The sequence below is a fragment of the Massilia sp. NP310 genome (genome assembly GCF_019443485.1).
Taxonomy (GTDB): domain Bacteria; phylum Pseudomonadota; class Gammaproteobacteria; order Burkholderiales; family Burkholderiaceae_D; genus Telluria; species Telluria timonae.
The window spans coordinates 296,874-313,751 of the sequence record NZ_CP080379.1; the positions used below are offsets into that span (position 1 = coordinate 296,874).

15 protein-coding genes and 1 tRNA gene are annotated in these 16,878 nt (G+C 63.7%); 11 read left to right on the plus strand and 5 right to left on the minus strand.

All coding sequences use genetic code 11. The features are described 5' to 3' along the window. Nucleotides 1-110 precede the first annotated feature (110 nt). Both KY496_RS01360 and KY496_RS01365 read left to right on the plus strand, forming a co-directional pair. On the plus strand, nucleotides 111-4,832 hold the full coding sequence (locus KY496_RS01360; RefSeq protein ID WP_219863525.1) for a DUF3320 domain-containing protein: 4,722 nt from the start codon (nucleotides 111-113) through the stop codon (nucleotides 4,830-4,832). 87 nt (nucleotides 4,833-4,919) lie between these two features. Continuing rightward, nucleotides 4,920-5,108 carry a hypothetical protein gene (locus tag KY496_RS01365; RefSeq protein WP_219863527.1) on the plus strand — a complete coding sequence of 63 codons (189 nt, stop codon included), beginning with the start codon at nucleotides 4,920-4,922 and terminating at the stop codon, nucleotides 5,106-5,108. Here KY496_RS01365 and KY496_RS01370 read toward each other — a convergent pair. Genes KY496_RS01370 through KY496_RS01385 form a run of 4 tightly spaced genes read right to left on the minus strand, consistent with a single transcriptional unit; the run spans nucleotide 5,105 to nucleotide 8,133 of the window. Next, nucleotides 5,105-5,623 (minus strand): arsinothricin resistance N-acetyltransferase ArsN1 family B, encoded by a 519-nt coding sequence (locus KY496_RS01370; RefSeq protein WP_219863528.1) that lies wholly within the window; start codon nucleotides 5,621-5,623, stop codon nucleotides 5,105-5,107. The two genes, KY496_RS01365 and KY496_RS01370, sit on opposite strands and share 4 nt — an antisense overlap. A gap of 30 nt (nucleotides 5,624-5,653) precedes the next feature. Further along, nucleotides 5,654-6,370, minus strand: a complete 717-nt coding sequence (gene arsH, locus KY496_RS01375; RefSeq protein ID WP_005669584.1) for an arsenical resistance protein ArsH — start codon at nucleotides 6,368-6,370, stop codon at nucleotides 5,654-5,656. A 15-nt stretch (nucleotides 6,371-6,385) separates the two neighbouring features. Next, nucleotides 6,386-7,666, minus strand: a complete 1,281-nt coding sequence (locus tag KY496_RS01380; protein WP_219863530.1) for an arsenic transporter — start codon at nucleotides 7,664-7,666, stop codon at nucleotides 6,386-6,388. Then, nucleotides 7,660-8,133: an arsenate reductase ArsC gene (locus KY496_RS01385; protein WP_219863532.1), complete on the minus strand. Its 474-nt coding sequence runs from the start codon at nucleotides 8,131-8,133 to the stop codon at nucleotides 7,660-7,662. Before KY496_RS01385 ends, KY496_RS01380 begins: the two co-directional genes overlap by 7 nt. Before the next feature lie 101 nt (nucleotides 8,134-8,234). Here KY496_RS01385 and KY496_RS01390 point away from each other — a divergent pair, with 101 nt between their 5' ends. The 3 genes from KY496_RS01390 (at nucleotide 8,235) to KY496_RS01400 (ending at nucleotide 12,348) form a co-directional block, all read left to right on the plus strand. Beyond that, a complete protein-coding gene (locus KY496_RS01390) occupies nucleotides 8,235-8,576 on the plus strand; it encodes a helix-turn-helix transcriptional regulator (protein WP_005669588.1) in 342 nt (113 codons plus the stop codon). Between the two features lie 112 nt (nucleotides 8,577-8,688). Further along, nucleotides 8,689-10,194: a DASS family sodium-coupled anion symporter gene (locus KY496_RS01395; RefSeq protein WP_219863534.1), complete on the plus strand. Its 1,506-nt coding sequence runs from the start codon at nucleotides 8,689-8,691 to the stop codon at nucleotides 10,192-10,194. A gap of 210 nt (nucleotides 10,195-10,404) precedes the next feature. Then, nucleotides 10,405-12,348 carry a hypothetical protein gene (locus tag KY496_RS01400; RefSeq protein WP_219863536.1) on the plus strand — a complete coding sequence of 648 codons (1,944 nt, stop codon included), beginning with the start codon at nucleotides 10,405-10,407 and terminating at the stop codon, nucleotides 12,346-12,348. 18 nt (nucleotides 12,349-12,366) lie between these two features. Here the strand turns inward: KY496_RS01400 and KY496_RS01405 are convergent, their stop codons facing one another. Then, nucleotides 12,367-12,930, minus strand: coding sequence for an isochorismatase family protein (locus KY496_RS01405; protein WP_184239548.1), 564 nt, complete (start codon nucleotides 12,928-12,930; stop codon nucleotides 12,367-12,369). A 117-nt stretch (nucleotides 12,931-13,047) separates the two neighbouring features. On the opposite strand from KY496_RS01405, the gene KY496_RS01410 reads away from it, so the two are divergent. The 6 genes from KY496_RS01410 (at nucleotide 13,048) to KY496_RS01435 (ending at nucleotide 16,754) form a co-directional block, all read left to right on the plus strand. Then, the gene (locus tag KY496_RS01410; RefSeq protein WP_219863538.1) at nucleotides 13,048-13,998 is read left to right on the plus strand and encodes a phosphate acetyltransferase; all 951 of its coding nucleotides are present in this window, start codon (nucleotides 13,048-13,050) and stop codon (nucleotides 13,996-13,998) included. A 1-nt stretch (nucleotide 13,999) separates the two neighbouring features. Next, nucleotides 14,000-15,196, plus strand: coding sequence for an acetate/propionate family kinase (locus KY496_RS01415; RefSeq protein ID WP_219863539.1), 1,197 nt, complete (start codon nucleotides 14,000-14,002; stop codon nucleotides 15,194-15,196). Beyond that, nucleotides 15,193-15,960, plus strand: coding sequence for an enoyl-ACP reductase FabI (gene fabI / locus KY496_RS01420; RefSeq protein ID WP_184239545.1), 768 nt, complete (start codon nucleotides 15,193-15,195; stop codon nucleotides 15,958-15,960). Before KY496_RS01415 ends, fabI begins: the two co-directional genes overlap by 4 nt. Nucleotides 15,961-15,974: 14 nt before the next feature. Continuing rightward, nucleotides 15,975-16,262 carry an RNA-binding protein gene (locus KY496_RS01425; RefSeq protein ID WP_005669597.1) on the plus strand — a complete coding sequence of 96 codons (288 nt, stop codon included), beginning with the start codon at nucleotides 15,975-15,977 and terminating at the stop codon, nucleotides 16,260-16,262. Between the two features lie 65 nt (nucleotides 16,263-16,327). Further along, nucleotides 16,328-16,450 (plus strand): hypothetical protein, encoded by a 123-nt coding sequence (locus KY496_RS27275; RefSeq protein ID WP_267873247.1) that lies wholly within the window; start codon nucleotides 16,328-16,330, stop codon nucleotides 16,448-16,450. 214 nt (nucleotides 16,451-16,664) lie between these two features. Beyond that, a tRNA-Ser gene (locus KY496_RS01435) sits at nucleotides 16,665-16,754 on the plus strand. The last annotated feature ends 124 nt before the right edge of the window (nucleotides 16,755-16,878 follow it).

Here is a 16,878-nt window from a genome sequence, read left to right on the forward strand (position 1 = left end):
AAAGCCTTCTATTCTCAGGGAAGATTTCCTCACCCGCAAACTGACAACATATAATGTCGCTGGCGCTAGGGCGAATTGGTCGCAGGCGTAATCCTTAAGGGTCAGTGACCATGGCAAGTCCAGTTGACGAACATCGCGAGAAATGCCGTACAAATAATTCGGCGTTGAGCAAACTCTTTGACGAAACCCGTAAGCGTCTGGTTGAGACCGGGACACGAAATCGACTGGTGCACGTCAACCGCAAGAATTCGCGCTCAACGGTTGTCAACGTCGTCAACGAGCGTTCGGAGGATGTTTACGGCATCCTTGGAAATGGCAAGGCCATGCGTTTCCTTGCCATAGGCAAGGACCATGAAAGTGAAAGCGACGATATCAAGCTTGCAGATTCTATCGAGCTGACTTTTTCGGTCGATCGATATACGGATGCCCAGCTAGAGACGCGAATGGGGCCCGACAATCTGCAAAAGCGCCTCCTCAAGATCGCGCGTGAGGCCCAGACTGCAGAAGAAGAATCCGGCGTAAATATTCTGTATCTCGCAATGGGTTTCATGTCGTGGTTTGAAGCGAAGGCTTCTGCGGTTCAACGCGAAGCGCCGCTTATCTTGCTGCCCGTGCAGATTACGCGAAACCAGCGGACCTCTAGCTTCGAAATTCGCATGCGTGACGAAGATGTTGTTACCAATCTTCCGCTCCAGCAAAGGCTGAACGAGGATTTCGGCATAGTGTTGCCGGAGCTTGATATCGACGAGGAATGGAGTCCGGCCAGTTATTTTGAACAGGTCGAGGCCGCGGTTGCCTCGCAGGTGAATTGGCGTGTGGACCGCGATGGCATCCAGCTCGGGTTCTTCTCATTCTCGAAGCTGCTGATGTATCGCGACCTGGCGCCGGAGGCTTGGCCCGACGGCGCTATTGCCGGACACGCCCTGACCCGCGGCCTCCTGTACGAAGGGTTCCAGCCCGAGCCACCCATGATCGGGCCGAATGAACGTCTTGATGCCATTCTTCCGCCTGCAAACATCTTCCATGTGGTCGATGCCGACGCATCGCAGGCGATCGTTATCGAAGAGGTACGCAAGGGACGCAACCTCGTCGTGCAGGGGCCGCCCGGCACGGGAAAGTCGCAGACAATCACCAATATTATTGCTGCCGCAGTAAAGGAGGGGAAGACTGTCTTGTTCGTGGCGGAGAAGATGGCGGCGTTGTCGGTCGTCCATGATCGCTTGGTGAAGGTAGGGCTGCGCGACGTCTGCCTCGAACTGCATTCGCGCACCGCAAACAAGAAGGATGTCCTTGCCGAGCTGGCGCGGACGATCGCGCGGTCAATGACAGTTCCTTCCATTCCTGGCGGCCCGGCGGCACTGACCGAGGTGCGCGATAAGTTGAACGTGCTTGCCGAAATACTGCACCGGCCCATTGGGAATTCGGGAGAAACTCCGTATTCCGTGCTGGGTGCCCAGGCCCGCTTCATCGGCCTGTCGATCCCAGCACCAGTGCTGGCCGGCACCGTGTTGGCGTCGCTATCGCGCGAGCAGATGGATAAATTGCTGCGCGTGCTTGGCTGTTATGGCGCGCTGGTCGCCAGCGAAGGCTCGCCGGCATCGCATCCACTTGCCGGTATCCGTAATGTGACACTGCAGCCGGTCGAGCTTTCCCGTCTGTCCAGCCTGTTCACAAAGGCAGCCGAGTCGGCTGCAGCGCTTGCGGGCCTCGTGCAGGAGGTAGCGGCATTGCTTGCCATTGAATTACCGGCGACTCGCGCGACATCGCGTGACCTGCGGCACACGTTGGAATGCGTCGGGGAACTGCCGCAGCAGATGGAAGATGTCGCGTCCAAGATGATGTCGGCGACCGATCTCAGCAGCCTCGTCAGCGTGATGCGGCTCGGCGCTGTATGGCGTGAGGCCAGGGATGGCGCGAGAAGCCAGTTTATCGACGTGGCGTTCGATGCACCACCGCTTGCTTTGCGCGGCGCTCTGGCGGCAGGTACGCAGTCCTTCCTGGCCCGTTGGGGCCGGGCCTACCGCGAAGCATCACGCGATCTTGCCGGCAAGCTGCGTGGACCCTTGCCCAAGAAAGCGCAGGACCGTCTCGACCTCGTCGACGCCTTGATCGACATCGATGAAAAAAAGAAGGCCTGGACAGTGGGCGAGTCCTGCTGCGCGCAATCGCTTGGAGACAGCTGGCGCGGCGAGCAGACCGATTTTGCGCGACTGCTGCCGGTGGCGGCGTGGTGCGAGAAAGCGCGTCAGGCACCACTGGTATGTCCACCAGCCGCACTAGTCGCCCTGGGGCGCGATCCGGTGCGCGTCGCGGACCTCGTGCAAAAACTGGCGCGACTGGAACCCGTAGCCAAGCAGACGGTCGGTGAGGTGTTCGACGTACTTCAGTTCGCGCCTGCGGCGCTTGGGCACGAGGAATCGGAATATCATGCATTGACGCGTGTCGTCGATTGGGTTGAACAGGTCGCGTCATCGATGGACAGGTATCCGGGTTGGGTCGCCCTGATCCAGGCCCATGCCGATCTGGCGGCAGCGGGATTGCACGACATTGCGACCGGGATCCAGGCCGGTACGTTGCGCGCGGACGAGGCAGCGAACGAGTTGATGTTCGCCCGTGCCGAGCAGTTGTGGAATCTGGCGCGTGATGCCTCCCCAGAGCTGAAGGGGATTTCTAACCTCGATCGGCACGGGCTGGTCGCCGAGTTTGCGGCGCTCGAACGCTCGCGCCTGAAGGAAAACGTTGCTAGCATCGTTGCCGAGCATTTGGGGCAAGTACCGCAAGGAGCGATGGGCGAGATGAGGATCATCCGCGGCGAGATCGGCAAGAAGCGTGGCCATATTGCGTTGCGCAAACTGTTTTCCAGCGCGGGGAATGCGCTACAGCGTATTAAGCCCGTAATGTTGATGAGCCCCATTTCTGTTGCTCAGTTTGTCCCCCCAGGTGCGCTGAACTTCGACCTGCTGGTCATTGACGAGGCGTCGCAGGTAAGGCCCGAGGATGCCCTCGGTGCCATCGCGCGTGCGCATCAGATCGTTGTCGTGGGAGACCAGAAGCAGCTACCGCCGTCATCCTTCTTCGCCCGCCTGCTCAGCGACGACGAGGTAGAATTCGATGAAGACAGCGAAGACGACGAAGACGATTTGCTCGGCAATGCTGCGAAGGCCGGTGACATGGAAAGTATCCTCAGCCTGTGCGAGGCGCGTGGGCTGAATTCGCGCATGCTGCAGTGGCACTATCGTTCGCGCGACCCATCGCTGATCCAGGTATCCAACCGCGAGTTCTACGATGACAAGCTGATCTTGCCGCCATCGCCGCAGCAGAGAAGCGAGAATGCTGGATTGACGTTCACCCGCGTGCCCGGGGTCTATGCCAAGGGCGGGAAGCGTGACAACCGGATAGAAGGCGAGGCCATTGTCACTCGTGTGGCCGAGCATGCCCGTCTGTATCCGGATGTGTCGGTCGGCATCGTAACCTTTTCATCCGCACAGAAGAACCTGATCACCGAGCTGTTGGAGCTCCGTCGGCGAACTGATCCGGTCCTGAACGAGTTCCTGCGCGACGGCGATGCCGAATCGGTGTTTGTCAAGAATATCGAGAATGTGCAGGGCGATGAACGTGATGTCATTTTCGTGAGCGTTTGCTACGGCCCGACCACTGCTAACGGGAAGCTGACTAGTATGGCATTTGGTCCGGTAAACGGCGAAGGCGGCGAGCGCCGGCTGAATGTTCTGTTTACTCGCGCCAGGTTGAAATGCGAAGTATTCGCTTCATTCCACCCGGCCGATATCGATCCGAGCCGCAGCGCCCGCGAAGGCGTACGTATTCTCAAACACTATCTGGAGTTTGCCAACGGCGCAGCGCTCGGCGGAGTTGACGCGGTTGGCGGCGTTGCGGACTCGCCATTTGAAGATGATGTTGCAGGTGTGATCCGAGGTCTGGGCTATATGGCCGATCTGCAGATCGGCACTGCGGGCTTCCGCATCGATCTCGGTATCCGGCATCCAGACCGGCCCGGAGCTTACCTGCTTGCGGTCGAATGCGATGGCGCGACCTACCACAGCGCGCTCTGGGCGCGCGAGCGGGATCGGTTGCGTCAGGATGTACTGGAACACCTGGGATGGCGCTTCCATCGTATTTGGAGCACTGACTGGTTCTATAACCGCAAGACGGAAATCGAGCGCTTGAAATTGGCGCTCGATGCTGCACGCCAGGCCGCCGAGCATGCGATATCAATGGAAGGCGCTAACAGGCAGCGCTTCATCCCACCAGCGGATGATGTAGTCCTGCCGATGCTCGATCTTCCAGAAGTGGCACCGCGCCAGATGCCACACTACAAACGATCGTACTTTCCTATGGTGGGGAAGGAGTTGCTCGATACTCCGATCGGTATCCTGGCCAATCTGGTGACACGTATCGTCGAGGAAGAAGGTCCTATCCATGTCGACGAAGTTGCGCGGCGTTTGGCGTCTTGCTTCGGAAAGGAAAAGGCTGGAAGCAGGATTCTTGCTGCATCCAGAGAGGCGCTCGGCACGGCACAGTCGCGCGGGACCGCGCTTCTTACCGACGGCATCTTCTGGTTCACGCGCGCGCAGGTAGAGGATACGCCTGTGCGGGACCGCTCCAACGAGACCGGTGCGACTCTCAAAGCGGCCAGCTTGTCCATGCTGGAAATCGGAGCTGCACTGCGAATCGCACGCACGGACAACGCTGGCGGAGACGCATCCGAATTGATGCGTTCAGCAGCACGCCTGCTTGGCTTCAAGCGCGTCGGAGCCGAACTGCAGGAACGGCTAGCAGCTGGCCTTGAGGCGCTTGACAAGAGCACGGTTTGAGCCAATCCAATGCAGCGGACGCCATGCGCTGCTGTCGCTCGAGCTACTGCTGGTGGCGATCGCCATCCTCGACGATATGGATGGGGCGTGATCGTCGCCATCTTCTGTACGTCGAGCATCGATGGCGGTGCGCTGGGCGCCGGCGCCATCGCCCCGGCCCTGGTTGCGCTGACCCGGCTGCGCGAGATGTCGCTGCGGTATCACCTGATCAGTCTTGCCGTGCTGCGGTACGCGACTCTGCCACTGGCGAGCAGGATGCGAGCTGACCCTGGCTAGCCGGATGTGAGTGCAGGCTGCGGCGTCAACAGCAGCTGCCAATAGCCGACGTCCAGCCGGCGCCCGAACTTCAGGCCTACCTCGGCGAATTGGGCGACCTTGCAAAAGCCCAGGCGCTCGTGCAGCGCCACGCTGCGCTCGTTGGGCTGGGCGATGCCCGCGATGACCGTATGCAGTCCGCGGGTGCGCAGCTCGGCGAGCAGCCGTTCGTAGAGGCGCCGGCCGTGCCCGCGGCCCGCCAGCGCGGGATCCAGATAGACGCTGCTTTCCACCGCATGGCGATAGGCCGGCCTGGCGCGCCATTTGGTGGCGTATGCATAGCCGGCCACCACGCCGTCGACCTCCAGCACCAGCCACGGCAGGCCGCCCTTGGTGACGTCCGCGACGCGTTCGGCCATGTCGGAATCAAGCACCGGCGCCTCCTCGAACGAGATCGTGGTGGTGGCGACGTAGTGGTTGTAGATGGCGCAGATGCGCGCGGCGTCCAGGCTGGAAGCAGTGCGGATGTCGGTCATGGCTTCATGGTAGCAGCGTGGCGCGCCGGCTCACAAGCGCGCGATCTGGCGGTCGATCGCCTGGTTGGCGCGCTCGCTGCGTTCGCTGTAGCGGTCCGTCAGGTAATCGCTGCTGCCGCGCATCAGTAGCGTGATCTTGTAGAGCTCCTCCATGACGTCGACCACGCGCTCGTAGTAGGCGGACGGGCGCATGCGGTCGTCGTCGCCGAATTCCTTGTAGGCCATCGGCACCGACGACTGGTTCGGAATCGTGAACATGCGCATCCAGCGGCCCAGCAGGCGCAGGGTATTGACCACGTTGAAGGACTGCGAGCCGCCGCAGACCTGCATCACGGCCAGCGTCTTGCCCTGGCTGGGACGCACCGAGCCCTGTTCGAGCGGGATCCAGTCGATCTGGTTCTTGAATACCGCCGTCACCGCACCGTGGCGTTCGGGGCTGCACCACACCTGGCCCTCGGACCAGATGCATAGTTCACGCAGCTCGGCCACCTTCGGGTGGGTATCGGGCGCGCCGCCCACCATCGGCAACCCGGCCGGATCGAAGATCTTCACTTCGGCGCCGAAGTGGCGCAGGATGCGCGCCGCTTCTTCCGTCAGCAGGCGGCTGAACGAGCGCTCGCGCAGCGAGCCGTACAGCATCAGGATGCGCGGCGGATGGTCGACGCCGTCCGCGGGAGCGAGCCGCTTGGCGGCCGGCAGGTCGAGGCGCGCCGGATCGATATTGGGAAGGTCGGGTATCTTGTCCATGTTCGCTTTCAGTGTTCAGCCCAGGCGCAGCGCGAGCGCGCACAGCGTGAGCAGGAGGATCGGCAAGGTCAGCACCACGCCGACGCGCAGGTAATAGCCCCACGAGATGCGGATGCCCTTGCTCGACAGGACGTGCAGCCAGAGCAGGGTGGCAAGGCTGCCGATCGGGGTGATCTTGGGACCGAGGTCGCTGCCGATCGCGTTCGCATAGATCATCGCCTCGCGCACGGCGCCTCCCGTGGCGCTGGCGTCGATCGCCAGCGCGCCGACCAGCACCGTCGGCATATTGTTCATGATGGACGAGAGGGCCGCGGCGATGAAGCCGGTGCCCAGCGCCGCGCCCCAGACGCCGTAGGCGGCGCAGCGTTCGAACAGGACGGCCAGGCCGTCGGTCAGGCCGGCGTTGCGCAGGCCGTACACCACCAGGTACATCCCGAGCGAAAACACCACGACCTGCCACGGCGCGCCGCGCAGCACTTCGCGCGTCGGGATGCGGTGGCCGCGCGCGGCGACGGCGAGCAGGATGGCGGCGCCGCCGGCCGCGACGGCGCTGATCGGCACGCCGGCGTCGTCCAGCCAGAAGAAGCCGGCCAGCAGCAGCGCCAGCACCCACCAGCCGGCATGGAAGGTGGCGCGATCGACGATCGCGTCGCCCGGCGCGCGCAGCTGGGCGAGGTCGTAGTCGCGCGGGATGTCCTTGCGGAAGAACAGGTACAGGACCGCCAGTGTCGACGCCACCGAGACCAGGTTGACCGGGACCATGACCGCGGCGAAGCGCGCGAAGCCGATGCCGAAGTAGTCGGCCGAGACGATGTTGACCAGGTTCGACACCACCAGCGGCAGGCTGGCGGTGTCGGCGACGAAGCCGGCCGCCATCACGAAGGTCAGCGTCGCGCGCGGCGGGAAGCGCAGCGCGGCCAGCATGGCGATCACGATCGGCGTCAGGATCAGCGCCGCGCCGTCGTTGGCGAACAGCGCCGCCACCGCGGCGCCGAGCAGCACCAGCAGCACGAACAGGCGCCGGCCGTCGCCCTTGCCCCAGCGCGCCACGTGCAGCGCGGCCCACTCGAACGAACCGGCGCGGTCGAGCAGCAGGCTGATGACGATCACGGCGACGAAGGCGCCGGTGGCGTTCCAGACGATGTTCCACACCACGGGGACGTCGGACAGCCCGATGACGCCGGTGAGCAGGGCGGCGAGGCCGCCGGCGGCCGCGCTCCAGCCGATGCCCAGGCCGCGCGGCTGCCAGATCACCAGCGCCAGCGTGGCGACGAAGATGAGCGAGGCGGTCAGCATGCGCCGACGCGGTCCAGCGCTTCCTTCAGCGCTGCGCGCTCGCCGGCCAGCTCGGCCAGCGGCAAGGCGAACAGCGCCTGGACGCGGGCCAGCACGATCGCGTAGGTCGCTTCGAAGGCGGCCGCGATGTCCGCGGGCGTTCCCTGCACCTCGCTCGGGTCGGCCAGTCCCCAGTGCGTGCGCACGACGTCGCCCAGGTAGGCCGGGCAGGTCTCGCCGGCGGCATTGCCGCATACGGTCACCACCACGTCCGGCGTGAGCGGCAGGTCGTGCCACGACTTGCTGGCATGGCCGTCCATTGCAATGCCGTGGCGGCGCAGCAGCGCGATCGCGTCCGGATTGATCCGGCCGCTCGGATGGCTGCCTGCGCTGATGGCCTTGAAGCCCGGCGGCGCGAGATGGTTGAACACGGCTTCGCTCAGGATCGAACGGCAGGAGTTGCCAGTACAGAGGAACAGGAAGTTCATGGGTAAGAAGGTATCGGGTTAATCTCAACATTTCAATAGATATTGAGACGATGGGCCGACTATAATCGAGGCACTGAAATTCTTCAACTGGAACATCGAGGATGGAAACGAAACAGGTACTGGCGGCGCTCGCCGCCCTGGCCCAGGAGTCGCGGCTGGCGATCTTCCGCCTGCTGATCCAGGCTGGCCCATCGGGACTGCCGGCCGGGAAGATCGGCGAGGAACTGGGCATTGCCTCGTCGGCGCTGTCCTTCCACCTGAAGGAGCTAAGCCATGCCGGCCTGGTGACGGCGCGCCAGGAAGGGAGATTCGTCATCTACACAGCGCAGTTCGACACCATGAGCGAGCTGGTCGGCTTCCTCACCGAGAATTGCTGCGCCGGCGTTCCCTGCGGGATCGATGCGCCGGGCGGGGCGTGCCTGCCCGCGGCAGGCAATCGCTGAATACCTTCGCGGTTCCCGACCGCCATGGTCAACAATTGATGCATTGCAACATTCCTCTGCTAACATGTTAACCAGTAGTTGTTATCTGGTTACATCGTCAGAAGGAATCGTCATGCTGTCGCAATTGCAGGCCATGTTTCGTTACTTTAACCAGGCCGTGCCGTTCCGCCTGGTTCCCGCACTCGTCACCACCGCCGTCCTCCTCACGCTGCTCGCGCTGCCCCATCCCGAGGGACTGGATCCCGATTCCTGGGGCCTGGTCGCCATCTTCCTCACCACCATCATCGCCATCATCCTGAAGGTGATGCCGATCGGCGTCATGGCCCTGATGGCCATCGTCATCGTCTCGCTGTCGCAAGTGACTTCCGGTTCGTCCAAGGGCGCCATGGCCGACGCCCTGGGCAGCTTTTCGAGTCCGCTCATCTGGCTGATCGTGGTCGCCGTGCTGATCTCGCGCGGTCTCAAGAAGACGGGGCTGGGCGCCCGCATCGGCCTGCAGTTCATCGCGCTGCTGGGCAAGCGCACGGTCGGCATCGGCTACGGGCTGGCCGTGTGCGAACTGGTGCTGGCGCCGTTTACGCCCAGTAATACCGCGCGCGGCGGCGGCATCGTGCACCCGATCATGAAGTCGATCGCCAGCGCCTTCGACTCCGATCCGGCCAAGGGCACGCAGGGCAAGGTGGGCACCTACCTGGCGCTGGTCAACTACCACGCCAATCCGATTACCTCGGCGATGTTCCTGACCGCCACCGCGCCCAATCCGCTGGTGGTCGACTTCGTCGCCCGCGCCAGCGGCCAGGGCTTTCACTTGAGCTGGACCACCTGGGCCCTGTGCATGGTGCTGCCGGGCCTGGTCTGCCTGTTCCTGATGCCGCTCGTCGTCTACCTGCTGGCGCCGCCCGAGCTCAAGCGGACGCCGGATGCGGTGCAGTTCGCGCGCAGCGAGCTGGCGCGCATGGGGCCGTTGTCGGCCAGCGAAAAAGTCATGCTCGGCACCTTTGGGCTGCTGCTGGTGCTGTGGGCGAACGTGCCGGCCATGCTGTTCGGGCCGGCGTTTACGCTCGACCCCACCGTGGTCGCCTTCCTCGGCCTGTTCACCCTGATCATCACCGGCACCCTCGACTGGGATGATGTGCTGTCCGAGAAAAGCGCCTGGGATACCCTGATCTGGTTCGGTGCGCTGGTGATGCTGGCCGAGCAGCTCAATCAACTGGGCGTCATCGCCTGGGCCTCGGACGGCATGCGCGACGCGATCGTCGCCAGCGGCATGGGGTGGGAGGCGGCGGCGACCGTGCTGGTGCTGGCCTTCGTGTTCTCGCACTATCTGTTCGCCAGCACCACGGCCCATATCAGCGCCATGATGTTCGCTTTTCTTTCGGTCGGGGCCGCGCTGGTGCCGGGGGAATACCTGATGCTGTTCCTGCTCATGATGACCGCCGCCTCGGCCATCATGATGACCCTGACCCACTACGCCACCGGCACCTCGCCGATCATCTTCGGCAGCGGTTACGTGACGATGGGGGCGTGGTGGCGCATCGGCTTCATCATGTGCGTGTTCGAGCTGGCGGTGTTCGCCCTGGTGGGCGGCGCCTGGTGGAAGATCCTCGGTTACTGGTGACGAAGACATACCGGAGAACATATCTGGCCTGGATCAGCACTGGCACCTCGGGAATTCGGGAGCGCCAGCATCAGCCAGTTACGGAAGGATGTCGGAGCGCGAGTGTGGCAGCGAAGGCGCCACATATTGTCATGTGAAAAATCCTGATAACCCTGCTAGGTGCGGTCTTTCTTGCGTTCTATACACTAATCGGATTTCAGGGTAAACATCATGAGCGAGACAGGTGATTCACCGGCTATTCAGTTAGCGAAATTCTCCGAAATCGTTGGGCAGGATGATGCAGATGAACTCTTGCTGCAACTCACCGACGACATGCTTATCGACTTCGCCGCCAAGCTGGATCAGTCCGAAGCTGATTCGATTTGGGCAGCCGCAAGCGATTTTGGTATTCAGTTTTATTCCGGGCCAGACTGCCTGATCCATCGGTTGGCCCAACTGACAGCGTCACGGCACCCAGGCGCCTGGAAGAAATTTCATTCGGCGTTAATTCAGCTGTCTTCTGCACGCTACATCGAATGGTGCCTGGCCCGTATCGAATCCATCGATATTAGCCAGACCGGAAATGACGCAGTGATAGAGTTGCTGGACGAGGTGCTTCCATTGCTGGTCGCCACCGCAGCTCACGATGAAGCATGCAAGTTGGTGAACGCGGTGCTGGACCTCAAATGTATCGACACCAAGTTCAAGTTTCTGAACCTGATCGCAGGAATAACGCTGGCCGATGGCCGTACCAACCCGATCGTCGCTTTCGCACGCGATGGCGATCCCCGGCTCGCGCATGCGATTGCATATTTGTGGGAGAGCAGCTTTAACAGGACAGGAACGAAAACCTCTGGTCTGTGGACTGATAATATCGATTGGGGCTATCTGCGTGTGCTCCCGCCAGCCATCAAGCTGGTCGGTTCGCATTGTCCAGGCATGACCATGCTCGGGGCAGGCTATTCAGCAGGTATCCGCGCTTCCACGATTGGAGATGTTCAGGATGTATTGGACCGTTTGCATGGTGGAAGCCGGCATCCCGAATTCGCACCAATGGGGACACTGTGGTATTTCCTGAAACAACTGAGTGTACTGCGCGGGAGCGACAATGATACTGAACGCAGCGGTGTGCGTGCAGGGCTTTTAGCGCTGGTAAAGCGTGACCCGGAATTGTGGGTAAAAGCATTACGGTGGATATTGCTGCACGCAGAAGCGATCAAACAGGACGTGACCCTCATTAGCTGCGAACTCGCCCAGACCAACGAAGAAGTCAGGAATGGGTTACAGGTGTTGCAGGCAGATCCTGCCGTGTCAACGCTTGCCATGGGAATCCGTGCACTGGCCGAAGGCATCGTGGATCCGGCGGACAAGCATTCATTGGCATTGGCCGATTCACTGGCGCATTACTTCGACGGGACGCCGAAGTTTCCTTCGCCTTTGGCACTACGGTCTTCGACCTGGGTAGGCTCTGATCGGCTGGAAAAATATTTGCGCGACGGGGTGGCGCGGGCCTGTCACAAGTTTGCTGTCGATGTTCCCAATCAGTGGAAGAGCCAGGAAGAGGCGCTCACCGCTACTCTGATGACTTTACTTGTCGAACAATTCGGCGAGAGCCGGAAGCTGTCAACCTATGCTCGTTCTGAGGCTTTTGGCATTCCTACCTTGAGATTGTCGCAGCGTGAGATATCCAAATCCGCGGAAGAGCCGACGTATGGTTGTGATCTCGCCTTCGTGGTAAGGGCTAGAGCGCAGGGAATCTACGCGCTTGACTGGGCCGGGCTCGTACAGGTGAAAAAGACATTGGCAGGTAATGAGAATGCCGCGATCGCAGATAGCTGGAAAATCGAAATCGCCCAGTTGAAGACATTGATTGGAAAGTGCGCTAGTGCGGTGTATTTTCTCATCTGCGGACACGGTGAAGTGCTTGTCGTGCCGGCACGCCATCTACTGGGTTACGTAGCCGGAAGTTCGAAGAAAGGAGCCAAATCGCGCACGGTGGGGTACAACGAAATTCGGTCGGCAGCCATCCCGCTTGATCAATACCTGGTCGATCTGTTGATAGGGCAGTGGACCGGCAATGCGTCCGATGCGATCATGGAGTTTATTGACGGCAATTCAGGACTGCGACCGAAGCATGTGGTGCAGGTCGAGATCCATTTTTCGCCCCGCCAGTGACGTTCAGGAGCCCTTGTCCTAAACAGGCTTTGGGGGGCCTTGTTTGACCAGCGCCAGCACCTCGCGAAAGCGCGGGTGGCGGCAATCGTGCAGCCACTCGAACAGCACCATCTCGTGCGTCACGATCGTCGCGCCGGCATGCCGCAGGCGGCGCATGGCGGCGGCGTGGTCGGACGGCCGGCGCGAGCCGCTCGCGTTCTCCACCACATATACATCGCGGCCGGCGCGCAGCAGGCCGAGCGCCGTCTGCAGCAGGCAGACGTGGGCTTCGCAACCGGCGAGCACCACTTGCCGGCGCCCAGGGCCCTGCGCGTCGAGCGCCGCCAGCAGGCCATCCTCGCAGGCATCGAAATGCGTCTTCGGCACCGTCTGCACGCACAAGCGCGCCAGCGCCTCGGCGTTCGAGCCGAGACGTTCGGGGTTCTGCTCGGTCCCCAGCACCGGCACCTCCAGCAGCGCGGCCGCGCGCGCCAACAGCAGCGCCCTGGCGACGACATCGTCCGCGCCATGGATCGCCGGCATCATCCGCGCCTGATAGTCGACCAGCACCACACTGCTCGCCCGCGCATCGATTGCATTCATGCTCGTCCTCGTCGATTTTCTTAAACCAGATCAAGTCATGCTGCGCCGCAGCATAAAACTGTTGCTTTGCTATCATCCAATGCTACCATCTACCGGTCATGCAATGAGGAGGAGGCCATGGAGCCGGTGAACACCACGCATCCCTATTATGACCACCTGATCGCCGCCGCGCGCGAGCAGGGGCCAGTCACGGTGGCGGTGGCCCATGCCTGCGACCGCTACGCGATCGAGGCGGCGCTCGACGCCGCCCGCATCGGCCTGATCGCGCCGCTGCTGGTCGGACCCGTGGCGCGCATCCACGGCGCGGCCGACGCGGCCGGCCTCGATATCGGCGCGCTGGCCCTGGTCGACACGGAGCACAGCCATGCCTCGGCCGCACGCGCGGTGGAGCTGGTGCGCGAGGGCAGGGCGGCGGCCCTGATGAAAGGCAGCCTGCACACCGACGAGTTGATGGGCGCCGTGGTGTCCGGCGCCACCGGCCTGCGCACGGCGCGGCGCCTCTCCCACTGCTTCGTGATGGACGTGCCGGGCCGCAGCGAACCCCTGATCATCACCGACGCCGCCATCAACATCATTCCCGACCTGGCGGCCAAGCGCGACATCGTGCAGAACGCGATCGACCTGGCCCGGGTGCTCGGCTTCGAGGGCGTGCGGGTGGCGATCCTGGCGGCGGTGGAAACCGTGAGCGACAAGATGCCGTCGACGATCGACGCCGCGGCCCTGTGCAAGATGGCCGACCGCGGCCAGATCACGGGCGGCATCCTGGACGGCCCGCTGGCGATGGACAATGCGATCGACCTGCAGGCCGCCGCCGTCAAGGGCCTGGTGTCGCCGGTCGCGGGCCGCGCCAACGTGCTGGTGGCGCCGGACCTCGAAGCCGGCAATATGCTGGCCAAGAGCCTGAGCTTCATGGCCGGCGCGGCGGCGGCCGGCATCGTGCTCGGCGCGCGCGTGCCGCTGATCCTGACCAGCCGCGCCGACACGGTCGCGGCGCGCCTGGCCTCGTGCGCGGTGGCGGTGCTGCTGGCGCGCCACCAGTTGGCCAGCGCCCGGCTGGCGGGGCGTTGAGATGCAGCCGCACGCCACGGACTGCGTCGCCGTCATCAATGCCGGCTCGTCCAGCATCAAGTTCTCGGTGCACCGCCTGCCCGACCTGGCGCTGGCATTCAAGGGCCGGATCGAGAACCTGTACCGCGGCGCGACGCGCTTTATCGCGCAGGACGCCGACGCGGCCACGGTCGGCGAACGGAGCTGGCCCGACGCGCTCGACCACCACGCCGGCATGGCCTTCCTGATCGACTTCGCCGAGCGTGAACTCGCTGGCTACCGGGTGCGCGCGGTGGGCCACCGCATCGTGCACGGCGGCGTCGACTACAGCGGTCCGCAACGCCTGATCGAGCCCGTGCTCGAACGCCTGGAGCGGCTGGTGCCGCTCGCGCCGCTGCACCTGCCGCACAACCTGGCGCCGGTGCGCGCCCTGATGGCGCTGGCGCCCGGGCTGCCGCAGGTCGGCTGCTTCGACACCGCCTTCCATACGGCGCAGCCGGCGTTGGCCCAGGCCTTCGCGCTGCCGCCGGCGATCACCGACCTCGGCATCCGCCGCTACGGTTTCCACGGCCTGTCCTACGAATACATCGCGGCCACCTTGCCGCAGCATGAGCCGGCGCTGGCCGGCGCGCGGGTGGTCGCGGCCCACCTCGGCAACGGCGCCAGCATGTGCGCCATGCGCGGCGGGCGCAGCGTGGCCAGCACCATGGGCTTCACCGCCGTCGACGGCCTGCCGATGGGCACGCGCTGCGGCGCGCTCGATCCGGGCGTGGTGATCTACCTGATCGAGGAACTGGGCATGGAAGTGTCGAGCGTGCAGCGCCTGATGTACCAGGAGTCGGGGCTGCTGGGCGTCTCGGGCCTGTCGTCCGACATGCGCACGCTGGAGGCCAGCAGCGATCCGCGCGCGCAGCTGGCGATCGACTTGCTGGTCTACCGGATCGGCCGCGAGCTCGGTTCGCTGGCGGCCTCGCTGGGCGGCCTGGATGCGCTGGTGTTCTCGGGCGGGATCGGCGAGAACAGCGCGCGCCTGCGCGCCGCCGTCTGCCGCGACGCCGCCTGGCTCGGCGCCGAGCTCGATCCAGGCCTGAACGCCGCGCCGCCGCCCGGCGTCGCCCGCATCAGCGCGCCCGCCAGCCGGATGTCGATATGGCTGGTGCCGGCCAACGAAGAACTCATGATCGCCCGCCATACCCGCGATCTGCTGGAGGCAGCATGAACCATCATCCCATCCTGGAAGGCAAGCGCGCGCTGGTGGTCGGCGTCGCCAACGAGCACTCGATCGCCTGGGGCTGCGCCAAGGCCTTTCATGCGCTCGGCGCCGAGCTGGTGCTGACCTACCTGAACGACAAGGCGCGCCCGCACGTCGAACCGCTGGCCGCGCAACTCGGGGCGCGTTTGCTGCCGCTCGACGTGCGCGAACCGGGACAGCTGGAGGCGCTGTTCGCCGAACTGCAGCAATCCGGCCGCCTCGACATCCTGGTGCATTCGATCGCCTTCGCGCCGAAGGCCGACCTGCAGGGCGGCCTGCTCGACTGCTCGCTGGACGGCTTCCTGCAGGCGATGGACGTGTCGTGCCATTCCTTCGTGCGCATGGCGAAGCTGGCCGCGCCGCTCATGACGCAGGGCGGCAGCATGTTCGCGATGAGCTACCACGGCGCCGACAAGGTGGTGCCCAACTATAACGTGATGGGGCCGGTGAAGGCGGCGCTGGAATCGTGCTGCCGCTACCTGGCCTACGAACTCGGGCCGCGCGACATCCGCGTGCATGCCATCTCGCCCGGGCCGCTCAAGACGCGCGCCGCCTCGGGGCTGAAGGATTTCGACCTGCTGCTGAGCGATGCGGTGGCGCGCTCGCCGCTGGGGGAGCTGGTCGACATCGACGACGTCGGCCAGGTGTGCGCCTATCTCGCCTCGGACTTCGCGCGCCGCCTGACGGGCAGCACCGTCTACGTCGACGGTGGCCTGAACATCATCGCCTGAACCCTGGAGCAACCATGAAAGTCATCCTGTCCGGCCTGCACGGCGACGCCTGCGAGAGCGCCATCGTCGAGAGCTTCGCGCCGTTCTTCCACATCCGCCGCGTCGAGATGATCCGCGAAGGCTCGCCCGACAGCCCGTGGGCCGTGCTGCACATCGCCGATTCCTACGAGCGCGCCTGGGAGGCGTGCAATACGCTGCGCGGCGTCTTCCACCGCGGCAAACGCCTGCACATGTACATTCCGCTGCACCAGAGCGACATCTACCACGAGTTCGAGCCGCACCAGCGGGTCGACATCCGCTAGTTCCCCAGCTGCGCGCCTGCCTGTCGTGCCGACACTTCGAGGCCAACAAATATCCGCGCGCCGAGGTGCCGCACCATTGCGAGCTGGTCGGTGCGCCGCTGCCGATCTCCTTCCTGCGCATCGATTGCGCGGAGCATGAGCCGACCGACCCTGTCACGCAGCAGCGCAACTGGGCCATCTTCGCCTGAACGGCGCCCATATGGAGCCATTCCAGGCGCGCCCGGTCGAGGCGCTGGCGCACGACCTCCGAGCGACGCTTGGCGAGCGGGCAGATCGAGAACTGATGCCTGCGGCTGAACGGTCCGCCGGCATGAAAATTTACCTGGCGCGCATGCCTTGCAACTTTCGCCAGGCGTCCGCTATAATGCGGCCTCGCTTACGCGACCACGCAGCACCGATTCAGGAGAGGTGGCAGAGTGGTCGAATGTACCTGACTCGAAATCAGGCGTACGGGTGACCGTACCGTGGGTTCGAATCCCACCCTCTCCGCCAAGTAGCATGAAAACAGCCACCGCAAGGTGGCTTTTTTCATTCCGGGGCGTCACAGAGGAGTAGGGCGCCTGCGCGCCCTACGGGTGTCCCCAAGGGGGGAGATTCGAAGGGCATCGCGTACTCG